22 protein-coding genes are annotated in these 26,350 nt (G+C 69.0%); 13 read left to right on the top strand and 9 right to left on the bottom strand.

What is annotated here, in order from left to right:
* Positions 1-34: 34 nt before the first annotated feature.
* The 3 genes from ITJ57_RS14120 to glpK all read left to right on the top strand — a co-directional run bounded on the left by ITJ57_RS14120 (position 35) and on the right by glpK (position 4,286).
* Positions 35-1,771 (top strand): glycerol-3-phosphate dehydrogenase/oxidase, encoded by a 1,737-nt coding sequence (locus ITJ57_RS14120; RefSeq protein WP_194670722.1) that lies wholly within the window; start codon positions 35-37, stop codon positions 1,769-1,771.
* 149 nt (positions 1,772-1,920) lie between these two features.
* Positions 1,921-2,673 (top strand): MIP/aquaporin family protein, encoded by a 753-nt coding sequence (locus tag ITJ57_RS14115; protein ID WP_079002885.1) that lies wholly within the window; start codon positions 1,921-1,923, stop codon positions 2,671-2,673.
* Between the two features lie 98 nt (positions 2,674-2,771).
* Complete coding sequence (gene glpK / locus ITJ57_RS14110) at positions 2,772-4,286, top strand: glycerol kinase GlpK (RefSeq protein WP_194670721.1); 1,515 nt, start codon at positions 2,772-2,774, stop codon at positions 4,284-4,286.
* A 91-nt stretch (positions 4,287-4,377) separates the two neighbouring features.
* On the opposite strand, the gene trpS is transcribed toward glpK, so the two are convergent.
* From trpS to ITJ57_RS14095, 3 genes are all read right to left on the bottom strand, one after another.
* The gene (trpS, locus tag ITJ57_RS14105; protein WP_194670720.1) at positions 4,378-5,382 is read right to left on the bottom strand and encodes a tryptophan--tRNA ligase; all 1,005 of its coding nucleotides are present in this window, start codon (positions 5,380-5,382) and stop codon (positions 4,378-4,380) included.
* Between the two features lie 70 nt (positions 5,383-5,452).
* Complete coding sequence (locus ITJ57_RS14100; RefSeq protein ID WP_194670719.1) at positions 5,453-6,298, bottom strand: exodeoxyribonuclease III; 846 nt, start codon at positions 6,296-6,298, stop codon at positions 5,453-5,455.
* Positions 6,299-6,307: 9 nt separating this feature from the next.
* Complete coding sequence (locus tag ITJ57_RS14095) at positions 6,308-7,630, bottom strand: YihY/virulence factor BrkB family protein (RefSeq protein ID WP_194670718.1); 1,323 nt, start codon at positions 7,628-7,630, stop codon at positions 6,308-6,310.
* A gap of 111 nt (positions 7,631-7,741) precedes the next feature.
* On the opposite strand from ITJ57_RS14095, the gene ptsP reads away from it, so the two are divergent.
* On the top strand, positions 7,742-9,400 hold the full coding sequence (ptsP, locus tag ITJ57_RS14090) for a phosphoenolpyruvate--protein phosphotransferase (protein ID WP_194670717.1): 1,659 nt from the start codon (positions 7,742-7,744) through the stop codon (positions 9,398-9,400).
* An 83-nt stretch (positions 9,401-9,483) separates the two neighbouring features.
* Here the strand turns inward: ptsP and ITJ57_RS14085 are convergent, their stop codons facing one another.
* From ITJ57_RS14085 to ITJ57_RS14065, 5 genes are all read right to left on the bottom strand, one after another.
* Positions 9,484-10,251, bottom strand: coding sequence for a succinate dehydrogenase iron-sulfur subunit (locus tag ITJ57_RS14085; RefSeq protein WP_056012929.1), 768 nt, complete (start codon positions 10,249-10,251; stop codon positions 9,484-9,486).
* Between the two features lie 2 nt (positions 10,252-10,253).
* Positions 10,254-12,056, bottom strand: a complete 1,803-nt coding sequence (sdhA, locus tag ITJ57_RS14080; protein WP_194670716.1) for a succinate dehydrogenase flavoprotein subunit — start codon at positions 12,054-12,056, stop codon at positions 10,254-10,256.
* A gap of 26 nt (positions 12,057-12,082) precedes the next feature.
* Positions 12,083-12,529: a succinate dehydrogenase hydrophobic membrane anchor subunit gene (locus tag ITJ57_RS14075; protein WP_056012923.1), complete on the bottom strand. Its 447-nt coding sequence runs from the start codon at positions 12,527-12,529 to the stop codon at positions 12,083-12,085.
* Entirely contained in the window at positions 12,529-12,957 is a 429-nt protein-coding gene (gene sdhC / locus ITJ57_RS14070; RefSeq protein ID WP_370582414.1) for a succinate dehydrogenase, cytochrome b556 subunit, read from the bottom strand. Before sdhC ends, ITJ57_RS14075 begins: the two co-directional genes overlap by 1 nt.
* Positions 12,958-13,152: 195 nt before the next feature.
* On the bottom strand, positions 13,153-14,277 hold the full coding sequence (locus tag ITJ57_RS14065) for a magnesium and cobalt transport protein CorA (protein WP_194670715.1): 1,125 nt from the start codon (positions 14,275-14,277) through the stop codon (positions 13,153-13,155).
* Between the two features lie 107 nt (positions 14,278-14,384).
* Here ITJ57_RS14065 and ITJ57_RS14060 point away from each other — a divergent pair, with 107 nt between their 5' ends.
* Positions 14,385-15,500 (top strand): mannose-1-phosphate guanylyltransferase, encoded by a 1,116-nt coding sequence (locus tag ITJ57_RS14060; RefSeq protein WP_056012915.1) that lies wholly within the window; start codon positions 14,385-14,387, stop codon positions 15,498-15,500.
* Between the two features lie 13 nt (positions 15,501-15,513).
* Positions 15,514-16,002: a hypothetical protein gene (locus tag ITJ57_RS14055; protein ID WP_194670714.1), complete on the top strand. Its 489-nt coding sequence runs from the start codon at positions 15,514-15,516 to the stop codon at positions 16,000-16,002.
* Positions 16,003-16,006: 4 nt separating this feature from the next.
* On the opposite strand, the gene ITJ57_RS14050 is transcribed toward ITJ57_RS14055, so the two are convergent.
* Positions 16,007-17,002 carry a hypothetical protein gene (locus tag ITJ57_RS14050; protein WP_194670713.1) on the bottom strand — a complete coding sequence of 332 codons (996 nt, stop codon included), beginning with the start codon at positions 17,000-17,002 and terminating at the stop codon, positions 16,007-16,009.
* A 263-nt stretch (positions 17,003-17,265) separates the two neighbouring features.
* Here ITJ57_RS14050 and ITJ57_RS14045 point away from each other — a divergent pair, with 263 nt between their 5' ends.
* From ITJ57_RS14045 to ITJ57_RS14015, 7 genes are all read left to right on the top strand, one after another.
* The gene (locus ITJ57_RS14045; RefSeq protein WP_194670712.1) at positions 17,266-18,972 is read left to right on the top strand and encodes an ABC-F family ATP-binding cassette domain-containing protein; all 1,707 of its coding nucleotides are present in this window, start codon (positions 17,266-17,268) and stop codon (positions 18,970-18,972) included.
* Positions 18,973-19,231: 259 nt separating this feature from the next.
* Positions 19,232-20,338 carry a BMP family protein gene (locus ITJ57_RS14040; RefSeq protein ID WP_056012905.1) on the top strand — a complete coding sequence of 369 codons (1,107 nt, stop codon included), beginning with the start codon at positions 19,232-19,234 and terminating at the stop codon, positions 20,336-20,338.
* A gap of 138 nt (positions 20,339-20,476) precedes the next feature.
* Complete coding sequence (locus ITJ57_RS14035; protein WP_056012902.1) at positions 20,477-21,991, top strand: ABC transporter ATP-binding protein; 1,515 nt, start codon at positions 20,477-20,479, stop codon at positions 21,989-21,991.
* The gene (locus ITJ57_RS14030; protein WP_194670711.1) at positions 21,988-23,274 is read left to right on the top strand and encodes an ABC transporter permease; all 1,287 of its coding nucleotides are present in this window, start codon (positions 21,988-21,990) and stop codon (positions 23,272-23,274) included. The genes ITJ57_RS14035 and ITJ57_RS14030 overlap by 4 nt, the downstream gene beginning before the upstream one ends.
* On the top strand, positions 23,271-24,572 hold the full coding sequence (locus tag ITJ57_RS14025; protein ID WP_056012898.1) for an ABC transporter permease: 1,302 nt from the start codon (positions 23,271-23,273) through the stop codon (positions 24,570-24,572). The genes ITJ57_RS14030 and ITJ57_RS14025 overlap by 4 nt, the downstream gene beginning before the upstream one ends.
* Before the next feature lie 2 nt (positions 24,573-24,574).
* Positions 24,575-24,994, top strand: coding sequence for a cytidine deaminase (locus ITJ57_RS14020; protein ID WP_194670710.1), 420 nt, complete (start codon positions 24,575-24,577; stop codon positions 24,992-24,994).
* Entirely contained in the window at positions 24,991-26,283 is a 1,293-nt protein-coding gene (locus tag ITJ57_RS14015; protein WP_194670709.1) for a thymidine phosphorylase, read from the top strand. The genes ITJ57_RS14020 and ITJ57_RS14015 overlap by 4 nt, the downstream gene beginning before the upstream one ends.
* Positions 26,284-26,350: the final 67 nt, after the last annotated feature.

The following is a 26,350-nucleotide window of genomic DNA, read 5'->3' as shown; positions in this document are numbered from 1 at the left end:
GTCGCGTTCCAACCGCGAAGAAGCGAGGCATCTCATGTCCCTCAAGTCGTCAGCTCCCCGTCCGACCGTCCAGTCCGTCATCGACCGCCCGCAGGCGTCGGTCCTCATCGTCGGCGGCGGCATCAACGGCATCGCGACCTTCCGCGACCTCGCCCTCCAGGGTGTCGACGTCACGCTCGTGGAGCGCAACGACTGGGCCTCCGGTGCCTCTGCCGCGTCGAGCCACATGATCCACGGCGGCATCCGCTACCTGGAGAACGGCGAGTTCCGTCTCGTCCAGGAGTCGGTGCAGGAGCGCAACGGGCTGATCAAGATCGCCCCGCACTACGTGAAGCCGCTCGAGACCACGGTCCCGATCTTCTCGACCTTCTCCGGCATCCTCTCCGCGCCGCTGCGCTTCCTCACGCACAAGCAGGGCAAGCCCCAGGAGCGTGGTGCGCTGCTCATCAAGGTGGGACTCACCGCCTACGACTCGTTCTCGCGCGACGGCGGCAGCGTCCCGCGCCACCGCTTCCACGGCCGCAAGAAGTCGCTCGCCGACCTGCCGAAGATGAACCCGGGCCTCAAGTACACGGCCACCTACTACGACGCCTCCATGCACGACCCGGAGCGCCTCGCGCTCGACGTGCTCATGGACGGTCTCGCCGCCGGCCCGCACGCCCGCGCCGTCAACTACGTCGAAGCGGTCGGCATGGGAGCGGACGGCGTCGAGCTGCGCGACACGGTCACCGGCCAGACCTTCACCCTCACGAGCGACGTCGTCGTCAACACCTCCGGTCCCTGGACCGACCTCACGAACGCCGGCCTCGGCGAGCCGACCACGTACATGGGCGGCACCAAGGGCTCGCACATCGTGCTCGACAACCCGGAGCTCTACGCCGCGACCAAGGGCCGCGAGATCTTCTTCGAGCACGAGGACGGCCGGATCGTCCTCATCTACCCGCTCAAGGGCAAGGTCATGGTCGGCACGACCGACATCGAGGCCGACCCGAGCACGCCGAGCGTCTGCACGGAGGAGGAGGTCGACTACTTCTTCGACCTCGTCAAGCACGTCTTCCCGACCATCGCGACCTCGCGCGAGCAGATCGTCTACCGGTTCTCCGGGATCCGCCCGCTCCCGAAGCACGACGACGAGGCCCCCGGCTTCGTGTCCCGCGACTACCGGATCGAGCGACGCACGGCCGCTGCACGTCCGTCCACGACCGTCTTCAGCCTCGTCGGCGGCAAGTGGACCACCTTCCGGGCGCTCGCCGAGCACCTGGCGGGCGACGTGCTGCAGGTCATCGGCGCCCCGCGCCCGGTCGAGACCCTCGGGCTCGCGATCGGTGGCGGCGCCGGCTTCCCCCGCACCGACTCCGCGACGCGCACCTGGGTGGCGGCGCACGAGGACGGTGTCGGCGTGCAGCGCGCCGAGCAGCTCCTGCACCGCTACGGCACGAAGGCCGCAGCGCTCCTGGAGCACCTGGCTGAGCACGGAGACGACCGACTGCAGGGCGCGTCCGACTACAGCGTGCAGGAGCTCGAGTACCTCGTCGAGCAGGAGCAGGTCGTGCACCTGTCGGACGTGCTGCACCGCCGGACGAGCCTCGCGTTCACCGGCTCGCTGACGGCCGCGCTCGTCGACGAACTGGCCCGCGTCGTGGGCGGCGTCCTCGGTTGGGACGACGCCGAGCGCACGGCCCAGATCGAGGCGGCGCTCGACCGTCTGCGCGACGCGCACCAGGTCGACCTGCGCCTCGGCACGAGCCAGGAGGCCCCGGCGTTCTCATAATGCACGAACGTGCAGGCAAGGGCCTTGTCCTGTGCAAGGCCAGCTGACTACCTTACAAACAACTGGTCAGTGAAACCCTCGCCCGGTGGGGGCTCGCGCGCAGGCGCAGCCCCCGTCGGGGACCACACCTATGAAAGGTCAATGAAGACATGAACCTCGGAACCATCTTCCTCTCCGAGACCGTGGGGACGGCGATGCTCGTCCTCCTCGGTACCGGTGTGGTCGCCACGGCGATCCTCACGAAATCCAAAGGTCTGGGTGGCGGCTGGCTGCTCATCAACTTCGGCTGGGGCCTCGCGGTCTTCGCCGGTGTCACGGTGTCCTACGCCTCCGGCGGACACCTGAACCCCGCCGTCACCATCGGCTTCCTCACCACCGGGTCGATCGACTTCGGCACCGCGCTCGTCTACTGGGCCGCGCAGATGGTCGGTGCGTTCATCGGTGCCGTCCTCACCTACTTCGCGTTCAAGCAGCACTTCGACCAGGAGGAGGACCCGGGCAAGAAGCTCGGCGTCTTCTCGACCGGTCCCGAGATCCGCAGCTACGGCTGGAACCTCGTCACCGAGGTCATCGCGACCTTCGTCCTCGTCTTCGTCGTGATGTCCTTCGGCAAGACCGGACCCGACGCCGTGGTCATCGAGGGCGTCCCCGGAGGACTCGCCGCCCTCGGCGCCCTGCCGGTGGCCCTGCTCGTCGTCGGTATCGGTGCCTCGCTCGGTGGCCCGACCGGCTACGCGATCAACCCCGCCCGTGACCTCGGCCCGCGCATCGCGCACGCCCTCCTCCCCATCAAGGGCAAGGGCAAGAGCGACTGGTCCTACGCGTGGGTGCCGGTCGTCGGACCCCTCCTCGGTGGTGTCCTCGCCGCGCTCGCCTCGATGGTGCTCCTCCCGGCCGTCTGACCTGACGCCGCGACGGTGCGCTGGCGCGGCCGTCGCGGCACCCCGGGGTACCGGTTCCGGTGCCTCACCTCGTAACGCATGCAACGAAGGAGTATCCAATGGCGGACTACGTCATCGCAATCGACCAGGGGACGACGAGTACCCGGGCCATCGTCTTCGACAAGAGCGGATCGATCGTCTCGACCGGCCAGCTCGAGCACGAGCAGATCTTCCCGAAGGCCGGGTGGGTGGAGCACAACCCGAACCAGATCTGGAACAACACCCGCGAGGTCATCGGTCAGGCGCTCAGCAAGGCCAACATCACCCGTCACGCCATTTCGGCCATCGGTATCACCAACCAGCGTGAGACCGCGGTCGTGTGGGACAAGACCACCGGTCAGCCCGTCTACAACGCGATCGTCTGGCAGGACACCCGCACGCAGGACATCGTCAACCGCCTCGCGAAGGACGGCGGAGTCGAACGGTTCAAGAAGACCGTCGGTCTGCCGCTGGCGACCTACTTCTCCGGTACGAAGATCGTCTGGATCCTCGAGAACGTCGAGGGAGCGCGCGAGAAGGCCGAGGCCGGCGACCTCCTGTTCGGTACGACCGACAGCTGGGTCATCTGGAACCTCACCGGCGGTGTGAACGGCGGTGTGCACGTCACCGACGTCACGAACGCGTCGCGCACGCTCTTCATGGACCTCGAGACCCTGCAGTGGGACGACGAGATCCTCGCGGCCTTCGACGTCCCGAAGTCGATGCTCCCCGAGATCAAGAGCTCGTCCGAGATCTATGGCCACGCGTCCGACGACAGCCTGCTCCGCGAGACGCCGATCGCCGGCATCCTCGGCGACCAGCAGGCGGCCACCTTCGGCCAGGCGGCCTTCCAGCAGGGCGAGGCCAAGAACACCTACGGCACCGGTAACTTCATCATCTTCAACACCGGTGAGGAGATCGTCCACTCGGAGAACGGCCTGCTGACGACGCTCGGCTACAAGCTCGGTGACGCCAAGCCGCACTACGCGCTCGAAGGCTCGATCGCGGTGACGGGTTCGCTCGTCCAGTGGTTGCGCGACAACCTCGGCATGTTCTCCTCGGCTCCCGAGGTCGAGGCGCTCGCGAAGACCGTCGACGACAACGGTGGCGCGTACTTCGTGCCGGCGTTCTCGGGTCTGTTCGCGCCGTACTGGCGTCCCGACGCCCGCGGTGCGCTCGTCGGGCTCACGCGCTACGTGAACAAGGGTCACATCGCTCGTGCCGCACTCGAGTCGACCGCGTTCCAGACGGCCGAGGTCATCGACGCCGTCAACGCCGACTCCGGGGTTCCGCTCACCGAGCTCAAGGTCGACGGCGGCATGACGGCCAACGACACGCTCATGCAGTTCCAGGCCGACATCCTCGGTGTGCCGGTCATCCGTCCGGTCGTCGCCGAGACCACCGCGCTCGGTGCAGCATACGCCGCGGGCCTCGCCGTCGGCTTCTGGTCCGACCTCGACGACCTCGCCAAGAACTGGCAGGAGGACAAGCGCTGGGAGCCCAACATGGACTCCGAGGAGCGCGACCGCCTCTACCGCAACTGGAAGAAGGCCGTCACCAAGACCTTCGACTGGGTCGACGACGACGTGCAGTAGTCCCGACCGACCGGAACGGCCCGTCCTCCTCGTGGAGGGCGGGCCGTTCTGTTGTGATTCGTTCGCCCGAACAGAAGCGAACGGAGCGGGGTCAGGCGCGGCGGAGGAGTCCGACGCGGTCGTAGACCTCCGCGAGCGTCGCTTCGGCCACCTCGGAGGCACGAGCCGCGTTGACGGCCAGCAGGCGGTCGAGTTCGGCCGGGTCGTCGAGGAGTTCCAGTGCCCGTGCGCGCACCGGCTCCAGTTCACCCACGACCACCTCGGCCAGGCCCTTCTTGAGATCGCCGTAGCCGCGGCCCTCGAACTCGCCGACGACGGACTCGATGGGGGAGCCGGTGACCGCGGAGTAGATGCTCAGCAGGTTCGAGACCCCGGGCTTCTCCTGGGCGTCGAACGCGATGACGCCGTCGGTGTCGGTCACGGCGCGCATGATCTTCTTCTGCGTGACCTTCGGCTCGTCGAGCAACCACACGATCCCGGCCGGGGTCTCCGCCGACTTGGACATCTTCGACGTCGGGTTCTGGAGGTCGTAGATGCGCGCGGACTCCTTCTGGATCTGCGCCTTCGGCACGACGAAGGTCTCGCCGAAGCGCGAGTTGAAGCGCTCGGCGAGATCGCGCGTGAGTTCGATGTGCTGCCGCTGGTCGTCGCCGACCGGCACGATGTCCGTCTGGTAGAGCAGGATGTCGGCGGCCATGAGGATCGGGTAGGCGAAGAGCCCGACCGAGGAGGCGTCGCGGCCGTGCTTGGCCGACTTGTCCTTGAACTGCGTCATGCGCGCGGCTTCGCCCATGCCGGTAATGGTGTTGAGCACCCAGGCGAGCTGGGCGTGCGCGGGCACGTGCGACTGCACGTAGAGCGTCGAGACCGAGGGGTCGATGCCCGCGGCGATGTACTGTGCGGCCGTCCGGCGGGTCTTCTCGCGCAGCTCGGCGGGATCCTGCGGCACCGTGATGGCGTGGAGATCGACGATGCTGAAGAAGGCGTCGTGTTCCTGCTGCATCTGCTTCCACTGCAGCAGGGCACCGATGTAGTTGCCGAGGTGGAGGGAGTCGGCGGAGGGCTGCATACCGGAGTATAGGCGTGGCTTGGTCATGTGGGTTCTCGCAGAGGGGTGAGCGGCCGAAGCCGGTAGCACGGGGTGATGGGTGGCGCGGTGCCGGTGGTCAGAGGGAGTAGTCGACGACGACGGGGGCGTGGTCGGACCATCGCTGGTCGTAGGCCGCCGCGCGGTCGATCGTGTAGCCGGACGCCCGGGCGGCGAGTTCCGGTGTGGCGAGCTGGTAGTCGATGCGCCAGCCGGTGTCGGTGTCGAAGGCCTGGCCGCGCTGCGACCACCAGGTGTAGGGCCCGGGCACCTGGCCCGCGGCCTGACGCCCGACGTCGACCCAGCCGAGGCCCGTCCCGGTCACGCCGTCGACACCCGTGACCGTCTCGCCGTCGGGGCCGAGGTAGCGGTCGAAGTAGGAGCGTTCGGCGGGCAGGAAGCCGGCGCGCTTCACGTTGCCCTTCCAGTTCTTGATGTCGAGTTCCGTGTGGCCGACGTTGAGGTCGCCGACGACGAGGGAGAGCGGGTTGTGCTCGCGCAACGCAGGCAGCCGCTCGAGCATCGCCTCGAGGAAGCGGAACTTCTCGACCTGCTTGGGGGTGTCGACCTCGCCGGAGTGCACGTAGGTGCTCACGACGGTGACCAGGGTGCCGTCGACGTCGAAGTCGGCTTCGAGCCAGCGACCGGCGCTGTCGAAGTCGTCGTCGCCCAGGGTGACGCGGTGGATCCCGGCCGAGCGGCGGCTGACGATGGCGACGCCGGCACGTCCCTTGGCGGTCGCGGCGTCGTGGAGGATGTTCCACTCCGGGCCGAACAGGCTTTCGAGGTCGCTCGTCGCGGCGCGCACCTCCTGCAGCGCGAGGATGTCGACCCCTCGGTGCTCGAGCCAGTCGCCCATGCCCTTCCGGAAGGCCGCGCGGACTCCGTTGACGTTGACACTGGCGATGCGGAGGGGTGCAGACATGCCTCCAGCTTAGTCGCGAGGGCCGACACCGCCCCGGTCCCCAGCTCCTCGGGAGCGACGGCGGTGGGGCGGGGTGGGGCCGTCCGTCACGGCGCCGCCGGAGCCTGCTCCCTGCTGTCGGTCGACCTCGGCCATGGCCTCCTCGGCGCGGTGCAGACGCCGTCGGGCGAACCAGACTGCCGGGCCCTTCGCACGTCGGCGGGCGTCCCGTGCCTCGCGCAGTTCGACCTCGGCGAGGAGGCGTCTGGCGGCGGCCTCCTCGGCCGCCTGTTCCTCGGGCGTCGTCGTCCGGACGTTGACACCCTGGTCCTCGAGGCCGACGGCGATCCACGACGCGGAGAGGAGGATGACGCGGCTCACGAGGTTGAACCACAGCATGAGACCGATGAAGACCGCGAAGGTCGCGAGCAGCGGGTTCCGGGAGGCACCGGCGATCACCGCGCTGCTCGCGACGCTCAACAGGGAGAGGACGAGACTGCCGAGGAGCGCGCCCCCGAAGAGGTTGCGCCACGGGATCCTGATCCGGCTGAGCACCCGGTACATCGCGCCGAGCGTGACGAGGTTGACGACCACCGCGACGATCAGGCCCACCAGGCGACTGCCGGCCGTCAGCCAGAAGGTGCCGTCGAGTCCGACGAGTGACAGCAGCCAGCTGAGCGCCTGGGTGCTGGCCACCGAGAGGGTCGCCGAGACGAGGAGCAGGACGCCGAAGGCGAGGGCGAGGACGAGGTCGACGACCTTCAACAGGAAGAAGCTCGCCGCGACCTTCGGCAGGGCGAAGATCGACCTGACGGCCTGCCTCGTGTAGTACAGCCACCCGATCGCCGTCCAGATGAGACCGACCGCGGCGATGACGCCCGTCCAGCCGAGGAGGGAGGCGCTCGACAGCTGCTCCTCGGCGATGATCCCCTCGCCGTCCCTGCCGATGAGTCCGGGGACCGCGCGGTTGATGATCTCCACGAGGGCTTGGAAGACGTCGGCGTTGTTCCCGAGCCAGATGCCGGTGATCGCGAAGCCGACGTACACGGCGGCGAAGACGGCGAACACGGCCTGGAAGCTGATGCCCGCGGCGAGCAGGTTCCCGTCCATGTCGAGGTAGCGCTGAACGACCCGGGACGGTTTCAGTCGCATCACCCAGGTCGTGGCGCGTTCCGCGCGCGCCGCCGGCGGGGCCAGCCGACGGATGAGCGGGTTCTCGCTCCGCTGGATCCACTGGAACACGAGCGGCGGCGGGGTCTGTTGGAGCGTGCGGCGGGGGAGCGGCGTCCGCTCGCCGTCGTCGTGACCGTCACCGTCGCTGGCGTCCTTCGTGGAGGCGCGCGGACTGGACACCCTGCCAGCCTACAAGCGGCCGGACCGCCTCGTCGGCCGCCCGCACGACGGCCCATCGGCAGGCACCGACGGCCTCCTGGTCGCCGACCGGCGGTGCACTAGGGTCGAACCATGCGCGAGGCGGAGGGGCGACGCACCTTCACCGGGACCGGAGTGGGACGCGGCGTCGTCGCCGGACCGGTGCTCCGGATGCCGGAGCCGCTTGCCGAACCGTCCGCCGATCCCTTCGACGGCGATGTCGCGCAGGAGCAGGCCAGGGCGGCACGGGCGCTGATCGACACGCGGGCCGAACTCGAGGCGAGAGCCCGTCGGGCCGGCGGCCACGCCCAGGACGTGCTCGAGGCTCAGGCGGTCATGGCCGACGACCCGGCGCTCGCCGAGGACGTGGCGGCTCGCATCGCCGCCGGCCGGACGGCTGAGCGCGCGGTCTTCGAGGCCTTGGCGACCGTGCAGCAGGTCCTCTTCAACCTCGGTGAGCCGATGGCGGCGCGGGCGACCGACGTCGGCGACGTGTCGCAGCGCATCATCGTACGGCTGCTCGGTCGTCCCGTCCCCGGTCCGCCGGATTCGGATGAGCCGTTCGTCCTGGTCGCCGCGGACCTCGCGCCGGCCGATGCTGCGCTGCTCGACCTCGACCTGGTCCTGGCGCTCGTCACCAGCGGCGGATCGGCCACCTCGCACACGGCCATCCTGGCTCGGGAGCAATCCCTCATCGCCGTGGTGGGCGTCGCCGGGGCGGAACAGTTCGAGGACGGTGAGATCGTCCTCGTCGACGCCGGAGCGGGCGTCGTCACCGGCTCGCCGACCACGCGTGAGGTGCGGTCGGCCAGGTCCACCGCGGCGGCGCGGGTGCGTGTGTCGCCGCGGTCGCCAGGGGAACTCGCCGACGGGACACCGGTGCCGCTGCTCGCGAACCTCGGCTCGGTCGGCGCCGCGGTCGGCGCGCTGGCCCTCGGTGCCGAAGGGGTCGGGCTGTTCCGCACCGAACTGCTCTTCCTCGACCGTTCCGAGGCGCCGGGCGTCGCCGAGCAGGCGCAGCGGTACGGCGAACTGCTGGCCGCCTTCCCCGGCAGACGCGTCGTCGTGCGGGTCTTCGACGCCGGTGCCGACAAACCGCTCGCCTTCCTCGGCCCGGACAGCGTCGAACCGAACCCGGCGCTCGGTGTCCGGGGACTGCGGGCCCTGCGCGCCCGCGAGGAGGTGCTCCGCGATCAGCTGACGGCGCTCGCCCTCGCCCAGGACGCCACGGATGCGGAACTCTGGGTGATGGCACCGATGGTGGCGGACCTTCCGGAGGCCGCGGCGTTCGTCACCCTCGCCAAGCGGCTCGGGCTGCGGACGGTCGGGGTGATGGTCGAGGTCCCGTCGAGTGCGCTCCTGGCGGCGCAGATCCTCGGCGTCGCCGACTTCGTCAGCATCGGGACCAACGACCTCACGCAGTACACGCTCGCGGCCGATCGCCTGCTCGCACCGCTCGGCTCATACCAGGACCCCTGGCATCCGGCCGTGCTGCGTCTCATCAAACTCGTCGGCGACGCCGGGCTCGCCTCGGGGCGCTCCATCGGGGTGTGCGGCGAGGCCGCTGCGGACCCGCTGCTCGCGGTCGTGCTCGTCGGGCTGGGGGCGACGAGCCTGTCGGTCGCGCCTGCGGCCCTCGGTGACGTCCGCACCGAGCTGCGTCGATACACGCTCGAGGCTGCTCGCGCCATGGCCATGGATGCGCTCAGCGCGGCGTCACCGGCCGAGGCCAGAGCCGCCGCGCTTGCCTGACGTCCCTCGATGGCACGTCGCCACGCACGAACACGTCCGGCCCAGCGCGATGCGCTGGGCCGGACGGACGAACGGGGATCGGGCTAGGAGACTTTGCCCGAGATCATCGCCTGCTTGACCTCGGCGATCGCCTGAGTGACCTGGATACCACGGGGGCAGGCCTCGGTGCAGTTGAAGGTGGTGCGGCAACGCCACACGCCCTCCTGGTCGTTGAGGATGTCGAGACGCACCTGTGAGGCGTCGTCGCGCGAGTCGAAGATGAAGCGGTGCGCGTTGACGATCGCCGCCGGGCCGAAGTACTGGCCGTCAGTCCAGAACACCGGGCAGGACGAGGTGCACGCGGCGCACAGGATGCACTTCGTGGTGTCGTCGAAGCGGGCGCGCTCGGCGACCGACTGCACCCGCTCCTTGTTCTTCTCCGCGGGCTTGCCCGGGATGAGGAACGGCTGCACCTCGCGGAAGGACGCGAAGAACGGGTCCATGTCCACGACGAGATCCTTCTCGAGCGGCAGGCCCTTGATCGCCTCGACGTAGATCGGCTTCGAGATGTCGAGGTCCTTGATCAGCGTCTTGCAGGCGAGCCGGTTGCGGCCGTTGATGCGCATGGCGTCGGAGCCGCAGATGCCGTGGGCGCACGAACGACGGAAGGTGAGCGTACCGTCCTGCTCCCACTTGATCTTGTGGAGCGCGTCCAGGATCCGGTCCGTCGGGAACATCTCGACGTCGAAGTCCTCCCAGCGCGGCTCGGCGTCCACGTCCGGGTCGAACCGACGGATGATCAGGGTGACCGTGAAGGACTGGATCTCCTCCGGGGCCGCGGCCGGCGGGTTCTCGAGCGTTGCAGTGCTCATCGCTAGTACTTCCTCTCCATCGGCTGGTACCGCGTGATGACCACGGGCTTCCAGTCGAGCCGGATGTGATCGGCGGCGTCGGACGAGTGCGGGTCGCCCGACAGGTACGCCATCGTGTGCTGCATGTAGTTCTCGTCGTCGCGCTTCGGGTAGTCGTCGCGCATGTGGCCGCCGCGGCTTTCCTTGCGGTTCCGCGCGGAGTACACGACGACCTCGGCGAGGTCGAGCAGGAAGCCGAGCTCGATCGCCTCGAGGAGGTCGGTGTTGAACCGCTTGCCCTTATCCTGGACGGCGATGTTCTGGTAGCGGTCGCGCAGGTTGTGGATGGTCGCGGTGACCCCGGCGAGCGACTCGTCGGTGCGGAACACCTGCGCGTTGCGGTCCATCTCCTCTTGGAGCTCCTTGCGGATCGTCGAGATCCGCTCGGTGCCGTTGGAGTTCCGCATCTGCTCGACGAGCCCGGCGACGAAGCCGGCCGGGTTCTCGGGCAGCGGGGTGAAGTCGATGTTCTGGACGTACTCGACCGCGTTGTTGCCGGCTCGCTTGCCGAACACGTTGATGTCGAGCAGCGAGTTCGTGCCGAGCCGGTTGGAGCCGTGGACGGAGACGCAGGCGCACTCGCCGGCGGCGTACAGGCCGGGGACGACGGTGTTGTTGTCGCTCAGGACCTCGGCCTTGACGTTCGTCGGGATGCCGCCCATCGCGTAGTGCGCGGTCGGCATGACCGGCACGGGCTCCGTCACCGGGTCGACACCGAGGTAGGTGCGGGCGAACTCGGTGATGTCGGGCAGTTTGGTCTCGAGGACCTCGGCGCCGAGGTGCGTGCAGTCGAGGTAGACGTAGTCCTTGTTGGGCCCGGCGCCGCGGCCCTCCGCGACCTCCTGGACCATGCATCGCGCCACGATGTCGCGGGGAGCGAGGTCCTTGATGGTCGGTGCGTAGCGCTCCATGAACCGTTCACCGCTCGCGTTCCGGAGGATCGCGCCCTCGCCTCGGGCACCCTCGGTGAGGAGGATGCCGAGCCCGGCGAGGCCGGTGGGGTGGAACTGGAAGAACTCCATGTCCTCGAGCGGGAGGCCCTTGCGCCAGATGATCCCGACGCCGTCGCCGGTGAGGGTGTGCGCGTTGGAGGTCGTCTTGTAGATCTTGCCGAACCCGCCGGTGGCGAAGATGATCGCCTTCGCCTGGAAGACGTGGATCTCGCCGGTGGAGAGCTCGTACGCGACGATGCCCGACGGCTTGTCGACGCCGTCGACGTTCGTCATGATGAGGTCGAGTGCGTAGTACTCGTTGAAGAAGTTGATGCCGAGCTTGACGCAGTTCTGGAACAGCGTCTGCAGGATCATGTGGCCGGTGCGGTCGGCCGCATAACAGGCACGGCGGACCGGGGCCTTGCCGTGGTCGCGCGTGTGTCCGCCGAAGCGGCGCTGGTCGATCTTGCCCTCGGGCGTGCGGTTGAAGGGCAGGCCCATGTTCTCGAGGTCGATGACCGCGTCGATGGCTTCCTTCGCGAGGATCTCAGCGGCGTCCTGGTCGACGAGGTAGTCGCCACCCTTGATCGTGTCGAAGGTGTGCCACTCCCAGCTGTCCTCCTCGACGTTGGCCAGTGCGGCCGCCATGCCACCCTGCGCGGCACCCGTGTGGGAACGCGTCGGGTACAGCTTGGAGATGACCGCGGTCTTCGCTCCTGGACCGGCCTCGATCGCGGCGCGCATGCCGGCACCGCCGGCACCCACGATCACGATGTCGAACTGGTGGTAGTGGATGCCGTCGATGACGGTGGACTCGGTGGTTTCTGTAGTCACGGTTTCCGTTGCTCGGTCTCGGTTGCTCAGTTGGCGGGGCAGAACGACGCGAGCAGGTCTGCCGGTGCGCCGGCGGGGCACGGGTCGAAGGTGAAGACGACCAGGGTCCCGAGGATGATGAGGATGCTGACGGCGGCGAGGATCGCGACCTTGAGCACGCCGCGGATCGTGCGACCCGTCGCGTAGTCGTTCACGATCGTGCGCATGCCGTTGCCGCCGTGGATGAGCGCCAGCCACAGCATGGCGACGTCCCACCACTGCCAGAACGGGTTCGACAGCTTGCCGCCGACGAACGCGAAGTCGATGGCCTTGATGCCGTCGCCGACCATGAGGTTGACGAACAGGTGTCCGAAGATGAGGACCAGGAGGATCACGCCGGAGACGCGCATGTAGATCCAGCCCCACTTCTCCCAGTTGACGCCCTTGCGGCGCGCAGGACGTGCAGGGGTGCGGGGAGCGGCGATCGTCGTCATCAGTGGCCCATCTCGCTGAACACGTTGATCAGGTGGCGCGGCGTGAAGCCCAGCATCGTGACGACCCAGAGGCCGATGACGATCCAGAACATCGGCCGCTGGAACTTCGTGCCCTTCGACCAGAAGTCGATGAGGATGATCCGGATGCCGTTGTACGCGTGGTACGTGATCGCCGCGACCAGGGCGACCTCGCCGAGGCCCATGATCGGGTTCTTGTACGTGCCGATGACGGCGTTGTACGCCTCAGGCGAGACCCGCACCAGCGCGGTGTCGAGGATGTGCACGAGGAGGAAGAAGAAGATGGCGACGCCGGTGATCCGGTGGAGCACCCACGACCACATGCCTTCACGGCCCCGATACAGGGTGCCGGCCGGGCGTTTGGATGTCGTGGATTCCAACGGTGACGTTCGCGTGAGACTCGCGGTCACGAGGTCCTCCCTGATATTCGCTATCTGCGGCAGATCGTTCTGCCGTGCGGGGGTTGTTGCCTGCCGTGCGTCGAATCGGCACGCTGTGCCCAAGTGTAGGCGTGAGACGCGCCGTTCCGCCGCTAAGGCTGGCCTAACTGTCTCGATGACGAGAGACTCGCGCCACCTGCTCGGCACCCGTCGGACGGGCGCCGTTCACAACCAGTTCCGTCGTTTGAAGACCTTGTAGAGGATCACGCTGGTCGTGGCCATGAGGGCGAGCGCCATCGGGTAGCCGAACCACCATGACAGCTCGGGCATGTGGGTGAAGTTCATGCCGTAGATGCCCGCGATGAGGCTCGGGCCGAAGAGGATGGCCGCCCAGGAGGAGATCTTCTTCACCTCGTCGCCCTGCTTGAGGCTCGCCTCCGTCATCTTGGCCATCTCCTCGTTCTGGCGTTGTCCGACGAGCGTGCTGTTGACGGTCAGGATGTCGCGCAGGAGCTCGCGGTAGGCGTCGATGCGCTGGTTGACGCTCGTCAGGTGGTCGGCGACGTCGCGGAGACCACGCTGCAGCTCGTCGGCGACCCCGTACTTCGCACTGCCCTGCTCGAGCGACAGCATGACGTCGCTCAGCGGGTGGGTGGCGCGCTCGAACGCGATGACCTCGCGGGAGAGCTGGTAGATCCGCCGAGACACCTGGGACTCGCCGACGAACACCTGCTCCTCGATCTCGTCGATGTCGTTGGAGAGTCCGGCCACGACCGGGCCGTACCCGTCCACGACGGCGTCGATGATGGCGTAGAGGATCGCCTGCGGTCCGTAGGCGAGGAGCTCGTGCTCCTGCTCCATGCGCGCGCGCACGTGCGAGAGGTCGGGGGACTCCGCGTGCCGGAGGGTGATCACGAAGTTCGGGCCGACGAAGACGTGCAACTCGCCGAACTCGACGGACTCGGTCTCGTCGATGTAGTTGGCTGCTCGGAGGACGACGAAGAGGACGTCGTCGTAGCGTTCGATCTTCGGCCGCTGATGGGCCGTGATCGCGTCTTCGACGGCGAGCGGGTGGAGCCCGAACTCCGCCGCCAGGACGCCGAGCTCGCCCGCGTCGGGACGGTAGAGCCCGATCCACGCGACACCCTCAGGCGTCTCGTGGAGCGCCCGGAAGGTGTCCTCCAGGGAGGTGAGGGTGGAGCTGCGGGATCCGTGTCGGTAGATGCACGCGTTGACGATGCTGTTCCGCCCGTCGAGGTCGGCGGGATCGGGCGGGCCGACGGGCGCCGGGGGAGTCTGCTTGCTGCCGAAGGACGGGATCGGGATCCCGAGGACGTTGCGTCCAGCCATGCGCGTACCGCTCTTTCTCGTGCTCGAACTGGCGCTCATCGTAAACCCGTCAGATGACGGTTCCGTGCCGTCGTCGCGCGGCAGGACGCTGCCGGTACGCTGGGGCGATGACCACGCCCCTCGAACGCTTCTACGCGGTGATCCCGGCCGGCGGCATCGGCAGCCGGCTCTGGCCGCTCTCTCGCGCCGACGCACCCAAGTTCCTGCACGACCTCACCGGGTCCGGCAGCACGCTGCTCCGCGCGACCTGGGACCGCCTCGCTCCCATCGCCGGCGACCAGCGCATCATGGTCGTCACCGGACGCGCGCACCGGGCGGCCGTCGAACAGCAGCTGCCCGACCTCGCCGACGCGAACGTCGTCCTCGAGAGCGAACCGCGTGACTCCACCGCGGCGATCGGCCTCGCCGCGGCGATCCTCGTGCGCCGCGAGCCCGACGTCATCGTCGGTTCCTTCGCCGCCGACCACGTCATCCGCGGCGATCGGCTGTTCCGGGCCGCGGTGGCCCAGGCGGTCACGGCCGCCGAGGAGCGGTACATCGTCACGATCGGCATCCAGCCGACGGAGCCGGCGATCGGCTTCGGCTACATCAAGAGCGCGCACGATCTGGGCATCCGCGGGGCTGAGGGCGTCATGCTCGTCGACTCCTTCGTCGAGAAGCCGGACCTCGCCACGGCCAAGCGCTACGTCTCGAGCGGTGAACACCTCTGGAACGCCGGCATGTTCATCTCCCGCGCCGACGTCCTGCTCGAGGAGATCGGCCGGCAGAAGCCGGAGCTCCTCGCGGGACTCCTCGAACTCGCCGAGGTCTGGGACGACGCCGCAGCGCGCGGTCCGGTCGTCGACCGCGTCTGGCCGGCCCTCGAGAAGATCGCGATCGACTACTCGGTGGCCGAGCCCGCCGCGGCCGCCGGTCGCATGGCCGTCGTGCCGGCGCACTTCGACTGGGACGACGTGGGCGACTTCGCCTCGCTCGCCAAGCTCAACTCCGGTGGGCGCAAGTCCGACCTCGCGATCCTCGGCGAGAACGCGCGGGTGCTGTCCGACGCCTCCAGCGGCATCGTGGTCAGCCAGACCGGTCGGGTCATCAGCCTCATCGGCGTGCAGGACATCGTCGTCGTCGACACCCCGGACGCCCTGCTCGTCACCACGAGCGCGAACGCTCAACGGGTGAAGAGCGTCGTCGACGCCCTCAAGCTGTCCGGTCGCGACGACGTCCTCTGATCGGCTGCCGACGGTGACCGCGCTGCACGAGCTGCTGGTGCAGGCTGCGGCGCGTCTGCAGGCGGCAGGGGTCCACGACGAGGCGCTCGCCGAGGTCTACACGCCGCGCGGGATCCCGCTCGTCAAGCGGGCGCCCGCGCTCCGGCCCATCGGTCGGGCGTGGCGCCTCGGCGTCGTGCTGCTGTCCGTCGACGGCCGACTCTTCACCGCGGCCGAGTCCACGCGCGCCGTCGAGCCGAAGTGGTTCAACCACCGCTCTGCGGAGGTCGAGCACCGGCGGATCGCCCAGCAGGCGGCCCACCGGGGCCCGTTCGCGGAGGGGGACGTCGTGAACTTCGAGGTCGTCGAACTGGCGCTGGACGAGGCGTCGCTCCGGGCGGGCTCTGGTCCGCTCTCCCTCGTCGACGACACGGTCATGCTTCGCTGGGCCGGTCACGACCTCGGTCTCACCCCACTCGACGCCTACCTCGACGACCGGGTCTCGCTCCTCATCGGGGAGTGAGGCGTCAGACGGCGGGGCCGAACCACTCGGTGTAGAGGCGCCAGAAGTTGCGGTTGCCGTAGGCGCTGCAGGCATCGCCCGTGCCGGACACGTTGGCGAGCGCCGCGGCGTTCGGCTGGTACGGGGTGTAGAGGTACAGGTTCGCCGTGGCCTGGTTGCGGATGTCCACCTGGGTGCCCCCGCATGCGGCATCCGGGCTGTACTGGATGTACACCGATCCGAGGTGGTACGCGCGCTGGTACGACTCGCCGGGCACGTTCACCGGGTAGAGCGTGTACTGCCGGAACTGCCACGCGGAGCGGTAGACCTGGTTCTGGAAGCCGAAGTAGTCGGCGTCGCAACTCGCGCTGAAGTTCGGGCCGGTGTCCGGGCAGCCCCAGCCCATCGCCCGCGCGTAGCCGTACTCGCTCGGTCCGGTGATGAGCGACTGCTCCTTCTGCATGAGGACGAGCAGCACCTTCGGGTTGATCCCGCACGCGTGCGCGACCTTGGCGACGATCCGGGCGGCCGATTCGTTGACGGCGCCCCGATAGGCCTCGCAGTGACCGGGTTCGGCGGCCGGGACCGACTCGGTGCTGTCGCGGAAGTCCGCCAGGCACGGCACGCCGTCCTTCGGCGTGCAGGGCTGGGAGGCGAAGAACGCCTGGACGTCCGCCTCGCTCATCGCGTTCGCGTCGTAGAAGTTCTCGTCGCTGATGATCTCGCCGGGATCGAAGTCCGTGCCGCGGACCGTGGGCGGTGCAGGCTGGGCCGGGGCCGGGGCCGGTGTCGAGGGCTTGGCCGTCGGCTTGGGCGTCGCCGGGGTGCTGCCGGTCGGCTTCGGCGTCGGGGTTGGCGTCGCCGTGGCCGCCACCTGCTCGCGCGTGGCCGCTGCGGCGCTCGAGCCAGGGAGCCCGCCGAACAGCAGAGCGGAGACGCCCACCGCCGCGACCAACGCCGTCACGATCGATCGACGCGCCGACCGACGCCGCACGAGCGAAGGGATCGACGGAGCACGCATGGTCACCAGCCTAATCGGGGCGGGTGACGCCGAGGGCTTGCGAGCGTCGACACACGCCGGATACCCTGGTCGCACTGTGAAGAACTGAGCGAATCGACGTCCCGCGCCTGCGGCCCGAGCATCACGTCCGTGGTGTGCCCGGCGGGAATCCATCGAGGTACGCCAGTCGCTTCACGTCCCGCCACGCGTTCGAGCCCCGCGCTCGCTCCCGATGCGTCCGGCGACGATCGCGCGAGGTGTGCCCCATCCGGAAAGGGGCCTCCATGCGAGCACCCATCACCCATGCATCATCCGTCACCCCGCGAACGGCGCCGAGCTTCGGGCGTTCCGCCGACGTCCAGCAGCTGCGCGCGGACGGCATCACCCGCTCGTACGGCGACCGTGTCGTCCTGCGCGACGTCGACGTCGTCGTCTCGGCCGGCGAGCGTCTCGGCCTGATCGGCGAGAACGGCGCCGGCAAGTCGACCCTGTTGCGGATCCTCGCCGGGCTCGATGAGCCGGACGACGGCGAGGCCGTCCGCCCGGTGCGCACCGGAATCCTCATGCAGGAGCTCGAGCTGCCGGAGGAGACGTCCGTCGGCGAGCTGCTCGAGCAGGCCCTGGGTGACGTCAGAGCGGTCGAGGCGGAGCTCGAACGCTCGGCGGCGGCGCTGGGCGAGGCGGGTGCTGCCACCGAGGAGGCCGCCGGTCGCCGCTACGCCGCGGCCCTCGATGCGGCGGAACGTGCCGACGTCTGGTCGGCGGACGCCCGGTTGGACGCGGTCGTCGCCGGCCTCGGACTGGCCGGGATCGAGCGGTCACGGCGCCTCGGCGAGGTCAGCGGCGGACAGCGGTCCCGCTTCGCCCTCGCCGCGCTCCTGGTCATGAGGCCGACCGCCCTCCTGCTCGACGAGCCGACCAACCACCTGGACGACGAGGCGGTCGCCTTCCTCCGCGGCCAGCTGTCGACCTGGCCCGGTCCCGTGCTGTTCGCCAGCCACGACCGCGCCTTCCTCGACGAGGTCGCGACGGGGCTCGTCGACATCGATCCATCCCGAGCGGTCCCGGTCGGCGAGGCCTCGCCCCTCGTGGTGTTCGGCGGTCCCTTCAGCGAGTACCTGGGCTGGAAGGCCGCGGAACTCGAGCGGTGGGCGGCTCGCCATGCGGAGGAACAGGCGGAGCTCGGTCGACTCGCGTCCGCCGTGCACGACACGGCCCCGCGGATCAACCACGACCGTGGCATCCGGGACAACAACCGGATGGCGTTCGGAATGCGCGGTGACCGCGTCGAGCAACAGATCAGTCGGCGGGTGCGGAACGCGCAGCTCCGGCTCGAGACCCTGGAGCGCGAGCAGGTGCGACGTCCGCCTCGCCCGCTCTCGTTCGCGGGGATCCCGAGCGGTTCGACGGTCCTCGACGAGGGGGAGCAGCTGCTCGAGCTCGCCGACGCCCGCATCGACGGCCGGCTCCACCTCGACCGTCTGCGGATCGCACCCCGGACGCGGTTGCTCGTCACGGGAGCGAACGGTTCAGGGAAGTCGACGCTCCTGTCGGCGCTGGCCGGCTCGCTTCGCCTCGACTCGGGGACCCTGCTCCGGCGGAGGGGGTTGCGGGTGGGGCTGCTCGAGCAGGACGTCGTGTTCCCTGAACCGGGACGATCCCCTCGGGAGGTCTACGAGCGCGCCCTCGGCGAGTCGCGAGCCGCGCGCACCCCGCTCGCAGGTCTCGGCCTGCTCGCGCCGCGCGACCTCGATCGTCCGATCGGCAACCTGTCGGTGGGACAGCAGCGCCGACTGGCGCTCGCGCTGATCATCGCCAAGCCGCCGCACCTCTTCCTCCTGGACGAGCCGACCAACCACCTGTCGCTCACGCTGGCGACCGACCTCGAGGAGGCGCTCGGGACGTACCCCGGAGCGGTCGTCATCGCGAGCCACGACCGGTGGTTGCGTCGGAGGTGGGACGGCGAGACGCTCGCGCTCGACCGCCGCTGACCGGCGCACCGACCGGTCGGAACCGCAGGCACCCGCAGCGCAAGCCGCGCCGTCGGGCGGGTCGGCCTGCTCAGCTGCGCATCGCGGACGCCCGCTCGTGCGCAGCTGAGCAGCCCCGTGTTTCCGGCGGATGACGCCGACGCCACCGTTCTGTAACGCTTCGGTCGCGAAGCCGGGATCGTCCATCCGGGCGTCGTCACATTGGGTAACGTAACCCCATACGCCCCGTGACCCGCGGGGCTGCATCTTGGAGGCTACCTTGGCAATCACAACTCGGAAGGCCGCTGCGGGCGCAATCGCCGGCGTCGGTCTCATGGCACTGCTCGCCGGCTGCGCATCGGCTCCCAGCACCGGTGGCGGCGACGCGACGGGTGCCGCATCCGACTTCCTCCCCTGCATGGTCTCCGACGCCGGTGGCTTCACCGACAAGTCGTTCAACCAGCTCGGCTACGAGGGTCTGACCGAGGCGGCGAAGGAGCTCGGCGTCGAGCCCATCACCGTCCAGTCCGACAAGGCCGACGACTACAAGCCCAACCTGCAGAGCCTCGCGGACCAGGGCTGCTCGCTGATCGTCAGCGTCGGCTTCGCGCTCTCCGCCGACACGGTCGAGGCGGCACTCGCCAACCCCGACGTCGACTACGCGATCATCGACGACGCGGCCGACAACGACTTCGACGGCAAGGTCGACGCTCCGAACATCAAGCCGATCCTCTTCGACACCGTGCAGGCGGCGTTCCTCGCCGGCTACGCGGCGGCCGACTACTCGAAGACCGGCGTCGTCGGCACCTTCGGTGGGCAGCCCTTCCCGTCCGTCCAGATCTTCATGGACGGCTTCGCCGAGGGCGTCGCGTACTACAACGAGCAGAAGGGCAAGAGCGTCCAGGTCGTCGGATGGGACGTCGCCGCCCAGACCGGCTCGTTCACCGGTGGCTTCGAGGCCAACGACACCGCGAAGCAGCTCGCCCGCACGCTGATCGACCAGAACGCTGACGTGCTCCTGCCCGTCGGTGGCCCGATCTTCCTCAGCGCCATCGCCGAGATCCAGGAGACCGGCAAGGACATCGCGATGGTCGGTGTCGACGCCGACCTCTACGAGACGAACGCCGAGAACAAGGGCCTCTTCCTCACCTCCATCCTCAAGGGCATGAAGGCTGGCGTCGCCGACACCGTGACCGAGGCCGGTGGCGGGAAGTTCGACGCGGCAGCCTACATCGGCACCCTCGAGAACGAGGGCGTCGGCATCGCGCCGTTCCACGACTTCGAGTCCAAGGTCTCCCCGACCCTGGCCGACGAGCTCGACACGATCAAGGCCGGCATCATCGACGGTTCCATCAAGGCGACCTCGGTCTCCTCGCCCGTCAAGTAGTCCCTCTTTCCCGGGCAGACGCCCGGAACTCCGGGGGGAGGTCGCGAATCGCGGCCTCCCCCCGGTCTGTTCGCGGCATGGTCGACGGCGATCCCGACCGTCTGTGCCGACACCCGACACGTGACTAGATTGGGACCCATGAAGCTCCAGCTCCGCGGCATCACCAAACGGTTCGGCGCACTCACCGCCAACGACCACATCGACCTCACCGTCGAACCGGGGGAGATCCACTGCCTCCTCGGTGAGAACGGCGCAGGCAAGTCCACCCTCATGAACGTCCTGTACGGCCTGTACCAGGCCGACGAGGGCGAGATCCTCCTGGACGACGTCGTCCAGCACTTCCAAGGCCCGGGCGACGCCATGGCCGCCGGCATCGGCATGGTCCACCAGCACTTCATGCTCATCCCCGTCTTCACCGTCGCCGAGAACGTGATGCTCGGCCACGAGCAGACCAAGGGCGGTGGTCGCCTCGACGTCGCAGCGGCCCGCAAGCTCGTGACCGACATCTCCGAGCGGTTCGGCTTCAGCCTCGACCCGGACGCCCTCGTCGGCGACCTCCCCGTCGGCGTGCAGCAGCGGGTGGAGATCGTCAAGGCGCTCTCCCGCAATGCCAACGTCCTCGTCTTCGACGAGCCCACCGCCGTGCTCACGCCGCAGGAGACCGACGAGCTCATGGCGATCATGAAGCAGCTGAAGAGCGAGGGGACGTCGATCGTCTTCATCACCCACAAGCTGCGCGAGGTCCGCGAGGTCGCCGACCGCATCACCGTCATCCGCCTCGGGAAGGTCGTCGGCGAGGCCTCGCCCACGGCGACGAACGCCGAGCTCGCGTCGCTGATGGTCGGCCGTCCGGTCGAGCTCACCGTCCATAAGGAGGCGCCGAAGCTCGGCGAGGCCACCTTCCGCGTGCAGGACCTCTCGGTCGTCGACCACCTGGGACAGCTCGTCGTGAACGCCGTCAGTTTCGACGTACACGAGGGCGAGGTGCTCGCCATCGCCGGCGTGCAGGGCAACGGTCAGACCGAACTCACCGAGGCGATCCTCGGGTTGCAGCCCCACACGAAGGGCAGTATCAAGCTCGACGGCGTCGAACTCGTCGGCTCCACCCCGCGGAAGGTCCTCGACGCCGGTGTCGGGTTCGTGCCGGAGGACCGGTCGGAGGACGGGCTCGTCAAGCAGTTCACGATCGCGGAGAACCTCATGCTCGACCGCTCGACGGGTGCGCCCTTCGTGAAGGCCGGCACGGTGCAGCGCGGCTTCCGCGACGACTTCGCCCGCGAGAAGTCGCAGGAGTTCGACGTCCGCTCCCAGGGCATCGAGTCGCCCGCCGGCTCGCTGTCGGGCGGCAACCAGCAGAAGGTCGTCCTGGCGCGCGAACTCAGCCGTGACCTGCGTCTGTTCGTCGCCGCCCAGCCCACCCGCGGCATCGACGTCGGATCGATCGAGTTCGTGCACAAGCGCATCGTCGCGACGCGCGACGCGGGCATCCCCGTCATCGTCGTGTCGACCGAGCTCGACGAGGTCGTCGCGCTCGCCGACCGCATCGCCGTCATGTACCGCGGCGGCATCGTCGGGATCGTCCCGGCCTCGACCCCCAGAGAGGTCCTCGGCCTCATGATGGCCGGCGAACTCCCGGCAGGAGCAGCAGCATGAGCGACACGTCCCACACCCCGCCTGGAACGGTCCAGCCGGTGGCTCCCGGCGAGGCGAAGCCCGACACGACGCAGCCGCGCTCGAACAGGGTGCTGGCGGAGATCCTCAACTCGAGCATCGTCATCTCCATCCTCGCGGTGGTGCTGGCGATGGTCGCCGGTGCCGTCCTCATCGCCCTCACCGACCCGAAGGTCCACGCGGCCGCCGGGTACTTCTTCGCTCGGCCGGGCGACACGATCGCCGCGGTCTGGCAGTCGGCGACCGGCGCCTACGGGGCCCTCTTCCAGGGGTCCATCTACAACTTCCGCCGGCCCGACTTCCTGAACGGCATCCGCCCGTTGACCGAGACCCTCACCTTCGCCACGCCGCTGATCCTCGCCGGTCTCGGAGTCGGTCTCGCGTTCCGCGTCGGGATGTTCAACATCGGTGGCCGTGGCCAGATGCTCATCGCCGCCGCCTGCGCCGGTTGGGTCGGGTTCACCCTCGACCTCCCGCCGGTCGTGCACCTGCTCGTCGCCGTCGCGGCGGGCATCGTCGGCGGTGCGTTCTGGGGTGGCATCGTCGGTGTCCTGAAGGCCAGGACGGGCGCGCACGAGGTGATCATCACGATCATGCTCAACTACGTCGCGTTCTACCTCATCACCTTCATGCTCTCCACCCAGGGGCTCCTGCAGGCTCCCGGGTCGAACGTGCCGAAGAGCGCGGGGATGGCGGAGAACGCCGTCCTGCCGAAGCTCCTGGGCGACCGGTACAACCTCCACGCCGGGTTCCTCATCGCGATCATCGCGGTCGTGTTCGTGTGGTGGCTGTTCAGCCGGTCCTCCATCGGCTTCCGCTTCCGCGCGGTGGGGGAGAACCCGAACGCCGCCCGCGTCGCCGGGATCGACGTGAAGAACACCTACGTGTACGCCATGCTCCTCTCCGGTGGGCTCATCGGCCTCGCCGGGGTCTCGCAGGTGCTCGGGACCGTGACCTCCGGCTTCGACAACGGCATCGACGCGGGCATCGGCTTCGACGCGATCACCGTCGCCCTCCTCGGTCGGAGTCGGCCGGGCGGCATCCTCATCGCCGGCATCCTGTTCGGCGCACTGAAGGCCGGCGGGTACTCCATGCAGGCGACCCAGGGCGTCAATGTGCCGATCGACATCGTCCTGGTCCTCCAGGCCCTCATCGTGCTGTTCATCGCGGCGCCGCCGCTCGTCCGCGCGATCTTCTTCCTGCCGAAGCCGGACGGATCGGCGCGCCGCACGCGTCGCGCCACCAAGAAGGAGGTGTCCGCATGAGTGCGTTCACGCTCGACAAGCAGCAGCCCCAGCCCGCTCCCGACGCACCGATCGTCCTCGAGACGGTCGTGGTCCGGAGCTGGAAGGCGCCGATCGCCTTCGGCATCTTCACCGTCATCGCGTTCCTGCTCTTCGTCATCTGGCACCGGGACGGCAACAGCACCTTCCGCCTCTCCAGCGAGGGGGACGTCATCCAGCTGCCGACGGTGGTGCTGCCGTCCACCGTCACGGGCATCGTCGTCACGATCCTCCTCGCGGCGATCACGGCGCTGAGCGCCTACCTCGTCACGACCGGCAAGCGCATCCCGCTCTGGCTCATCACCGTGTTCGGCGTGCTCTTCATGGTCGGGTTCCTGTCCTGGGCCGCCGCGGGCAAGGCCATCCCGATCACGGGGCTGCTGCTCGGCACGGTCGCGCTGAGCGTCCCGCTCATCTTCGGAGCGCTCGGCGGCGTCATCTCCGAGCGTGTCGGCGTCGTCAACATCGCGATCGAAGGCCAGCTCCTCGCCGGAGCGTTCTCGTCCGCCTTCGTGGCGTCGGTGACGGGCAACGCGGTGCTCGGCCTGGTCGCGGCGATGATCGCCGGCATGCTCGTGAGCTTCCTGCTCGCGGCGTTCTCGATCAAGTACCTCGTCGACCAGGTCATCGTGGGTGTCGTCCTCAACGTCCTCGTCGTGGGGCTCACGAGCTTCCTGTACGCACAGGTGCTCACGAAGAACGAGGCGCTCTTCAACAGCCCGCCGAAGTTCCCCCGCATCAACATCCCGATCCTCAGCGAGATCCCGCTCATCGGGCCGGTGCTGTTCCGGCAGACGATCATCATCTACCTGATGTACATCGCCGTCGCCGTGGTCTTCTACTGCCTCTTCTCCACCCGCTGGGGTCTCCGCCTCCGCGCGGTCGGTGAGCACCCGCAGGCGGCCGACACCGTCGGCATCAACGTGAACCGGACGCGCTTCTGGAACGTGGCCCTCGCCGGTGCGATCGTCGGTCTCGGCGGCGCGTACTTCACCCTCGGCTCGGTCGGTGCATTCAACAAGGAGATGACGGCCGGTGCAGGTTACATCGCGCTCGCGGCGGTCATCTTCGGGCGATGGGACCCGCTGAAGGCGACCCTCGCGGCGCTGTTGTTCGGCTTCACGCAGAACCTGCAGTTCGCGTTGAGCGCCATCGGCTCCCCGGTGCCGAGCGCGTTCATGCTCATGCTGCCGTACGTCGTGACGATCTTCGCGGTGGCGGGCCTCGTCGGCGTCTCCCGGGGTCCGGCCGCAGCCGGCAAACCCTACGTGAAGGGCTGATCGTGAGCGACGCATCGACCGGTCCCGAGATCGACTGGGACGCCCTCCACGCTGCCGCCCGCGAGGCGATGGGCCACGCCTACGTGCCCTACAGCCGCTTCCCGGTGGGCGCGGCGGCGCTCGTCGACGACGGTCGGATCATCTCCGGCTGCAACGTCGAGAACGCCAGCTACGGGCTCACCCTGTGCGCCGAGTGCGCCCTCGTGTCCGCCCTGCACATGACGGGCGGAGGACGCCTCGTCGCCTTCGCGTGCGTCGACGGCAAAGGTGAGCGCCTGATGCCGTGCGGACGCTGCCGTCAGCTGCTGTACGAGCACTCGACGGCGGGCATGCTGCTCGACACCGTCTCCGGCATCCGCACCATCGACGAGGTCCTCCCGGACGCCTTCGGGCCTCGTCAACTCGAGGAGTACCACGCATGAGTCCCGTAGAAGCCTTCGACGTCGTCGACCTCATCCGCACGAAGCGCGACCGGGGTGAGCTGACGACGCCGCAGATCGACTGGCTGATCGACGCGTTCACCCGCGGCTACGTCGCCGACGAGCAGATGTCGGCGCTCGCGATGGCGATCCTCCTGAATGGTATGGAACGCCGCGAGATCCGCGACCTCACGATGGCGATGATCGCGAGCGGTGAGCGCATGAGCTTCGCCGCGCTCGACAAGCCGACCTCGGACAAGCACTCGACGGGTGGTGTCGGCGACAAGATCACCCTGCCGCTCGCGCCGCTGGTCGCCGTGTTCGGCGTCGCGGTGCCCCAGCTGTCCGGGCGAGGCCTCGGGCACACCGGCGGAACCCTCGACAAGCTCGAGAGCATCCCCGGCTGGCGTGCCGCCCTCACCAACGACGAGATGATGCGGCAGCTGACCGAGGTCGGCGCGGTCATCTGCGCTGCCGGCTCCGGGCTCGCACCGGCCGACAAGCGCCTCTATGCGCTGCGCGACACCACCGGCACCGTCGAGGCCATCCCGCTGATCGCGTCGAGCATCATGTCCAAGAAGATCGCCGAAGGCACGGGGGCCCTGGTCCTCGACGTGAAGTTCGGCTCTGGCGCGTTCATGCAGGAGTACGAGCGCGCCGAGGAACTGGCGCGCACGATGGTGGCGCTCGGCACGGACGCGGGCGTCGCGACGACCGCGCTCCTGACGGACATGAACGTCCCGCTCGGCCTCGCGATCGGCAACGCCAATGAGGTCCGCGAGTCCGTGGAGGTGCTCGCGGGTGGTGGCCCGGCCGACGTCGTGCAACTGACCATCGCGCTCGCGCGGGAGATGCTGACCCTCGCCGGCCAGCCGGACGCCGACGTCGAGAGTGCGTTGGCGGACGGCCGGGCCATGGACGTGTGGAAGCGGATGATCCGAGCGCAGGACGGCGACCCGGATGCTCCGCTGCCGGTCGCCAAGGAGACCCACGTCGTCACCGCCTCCCGCGACGGCGTCCTGGCGACGCAGGAGGCCCTGCCCTTCGGTATCGCCGCCTGGCGTCTCGGCGCCGGTCGTGCACGCCAGCAGGATCCGGTCGTCCACGCTGCGGGCATCGACCTGCACGCGAAGCCCGGTGACGAGGTCCGAGCGGGCCAGCCGCTGTTCACCCTGAGCGCGGACGACGGCGCACGGTTCCCGCGGGCGCTCGAGGCGCTCGAGGGCGCGTATTCGATCGCCGACTCGGCGGCTCCGCGCGGGCCCATCGTCCGGGCGCGCATCGAGGCCTGACCCGCCCTCCGGTCCGCTCCGACCGGCCGTGCCCGCTCCTCGCGGGTGACGGGTCGGAGCGGCCCGA

The organism is Plantibacter sp. VKM Ac-2880 (genome assembly GCF_015351235.1).
Lineage (GTDB): Bacteria > Actinomycetota > Actinomycetes > Actinomycetales > Microbacteriaceae > Plantibacter.
This window is presented reverse-complemented; position numbering and strand designations above follow the sequence as displayed.

Excerpts from the sequence above, each read along its gene's own strand:
- ITJ57_RS14120 (WP_194670722.1), top strand. The coding sequence starts at position 35 with ATGTCCCTCAAGTCGTCAGCTCCCCGTCCGACCGTCCAGTCCGTCATC.
- ITJ57_RS14115 (WP_079002885.1), top strand. The coding sequence starts at position 1,921 with ATGAACCTCGGAACCATCTTCCTCTCCGAGACCGTGGGGACGGCGATG.
- glpK (WP_194670721.1), top strand. The coding sequence starts at position 2,772 with ATGGCGGACTACGTCATCGCAATCGACCAGGGGACGACGAGTACCCGG.
- trpS (WP_194670720.1), bottom strand. The coding sequence starts at position 5,382 with ATGACCAAGCCACGCCTATACTCCGGTATGCAGCCCTCCGCCGACTCC.
- ITJ57_RS14100 (WP_194670719.1), bottom strand. The coding sequence starts at position 6,298 with ATGTCTGCACCCCTCCGCATCGCCAGTGTCAACGTCAACGGAGTCCGC.
- ptsP (WP_194670717.1), top strand. The coding sequence starts at position 7,742 with ATGCGCGAGGCGGAGGGGCGACGCACCTTCACCGGGACCGGAGTGGGA.
- ITJ57_RS14085 (WP_056012929.1), bottom strand. The coding sequence starts at position 10,251 with ATGAGCACTGCAACGCTCGAGAACCCGCCGGCCGCGGCCCCGGAGGAG.
- ITJ57_RS14075 (WP_056012923.1), bottom strand. The coding sequence starts at position 12,529 with ATGACGACGATCGCCGCTCCCCGCACCCCTGCACGTCCTGCGCGCCGC.
- ITJ57_RS14065 (WP_194670715.1), bottom strand. The coding sequence starts at position 14,277 with ATGGCTGGACGCAACGTCCTCGGGATCCCGATCCCGTCCTTCGGCAGC.
- ITJ57_RS14060 (WP_056012915.1), top strand. The coding sequence starts at position 14,385 with ATGACCACGCCCCTCGAACGCTTCTACGCGGTGATCCCGGCCGGCGGC.
- ITJ57_RS14050 (WP_194670713.1), bottom strand. The coding sequence starts at position 17,002 with ATGCGTGCTCCGTCGATCCCTTCGCTCGTGCGGCGTCGGTCGGCGCGT.
- ITJ57_RS14045 (WP_194670712.1), top strand. The coding sequence starts at position 17,266 with ATGCGAGCACCCATCACCCATGCATCATCCGTCACCCCGCGAACGGCG.
- ITJ57_RS14035 (WP_056012902.1), top strand. The coding sequence starts at position 20,477 with ATGAAGCTCCAGCTCCGCGGCATCACCAAACGGTTCGGCGCACTCACC.
- ITJ57_RS14030 (WP_194670711.1), top strand. The coding sequence starts at position 21,988 with ATGAGCGACACGTCCCACACCCCGCCTGGAACGGTCCAGCCGGTGGCT.
- ITJ57_RS14025 (WP_056012898.1), top strand. The coding sequence starts at position 23,271 with ATGAGTGCGTTCACGCTCGACAAGCAGCAGCCCCAGCCCGCTCCCGAC.
- ITJ57_RS14015 (WP_194670709.1), top strand. The coding sequence starts at position 24,991 with ATGAGTCCCGTAGAAGCCTTCGACGTCGTCGACCTCATCCGCACGAAG.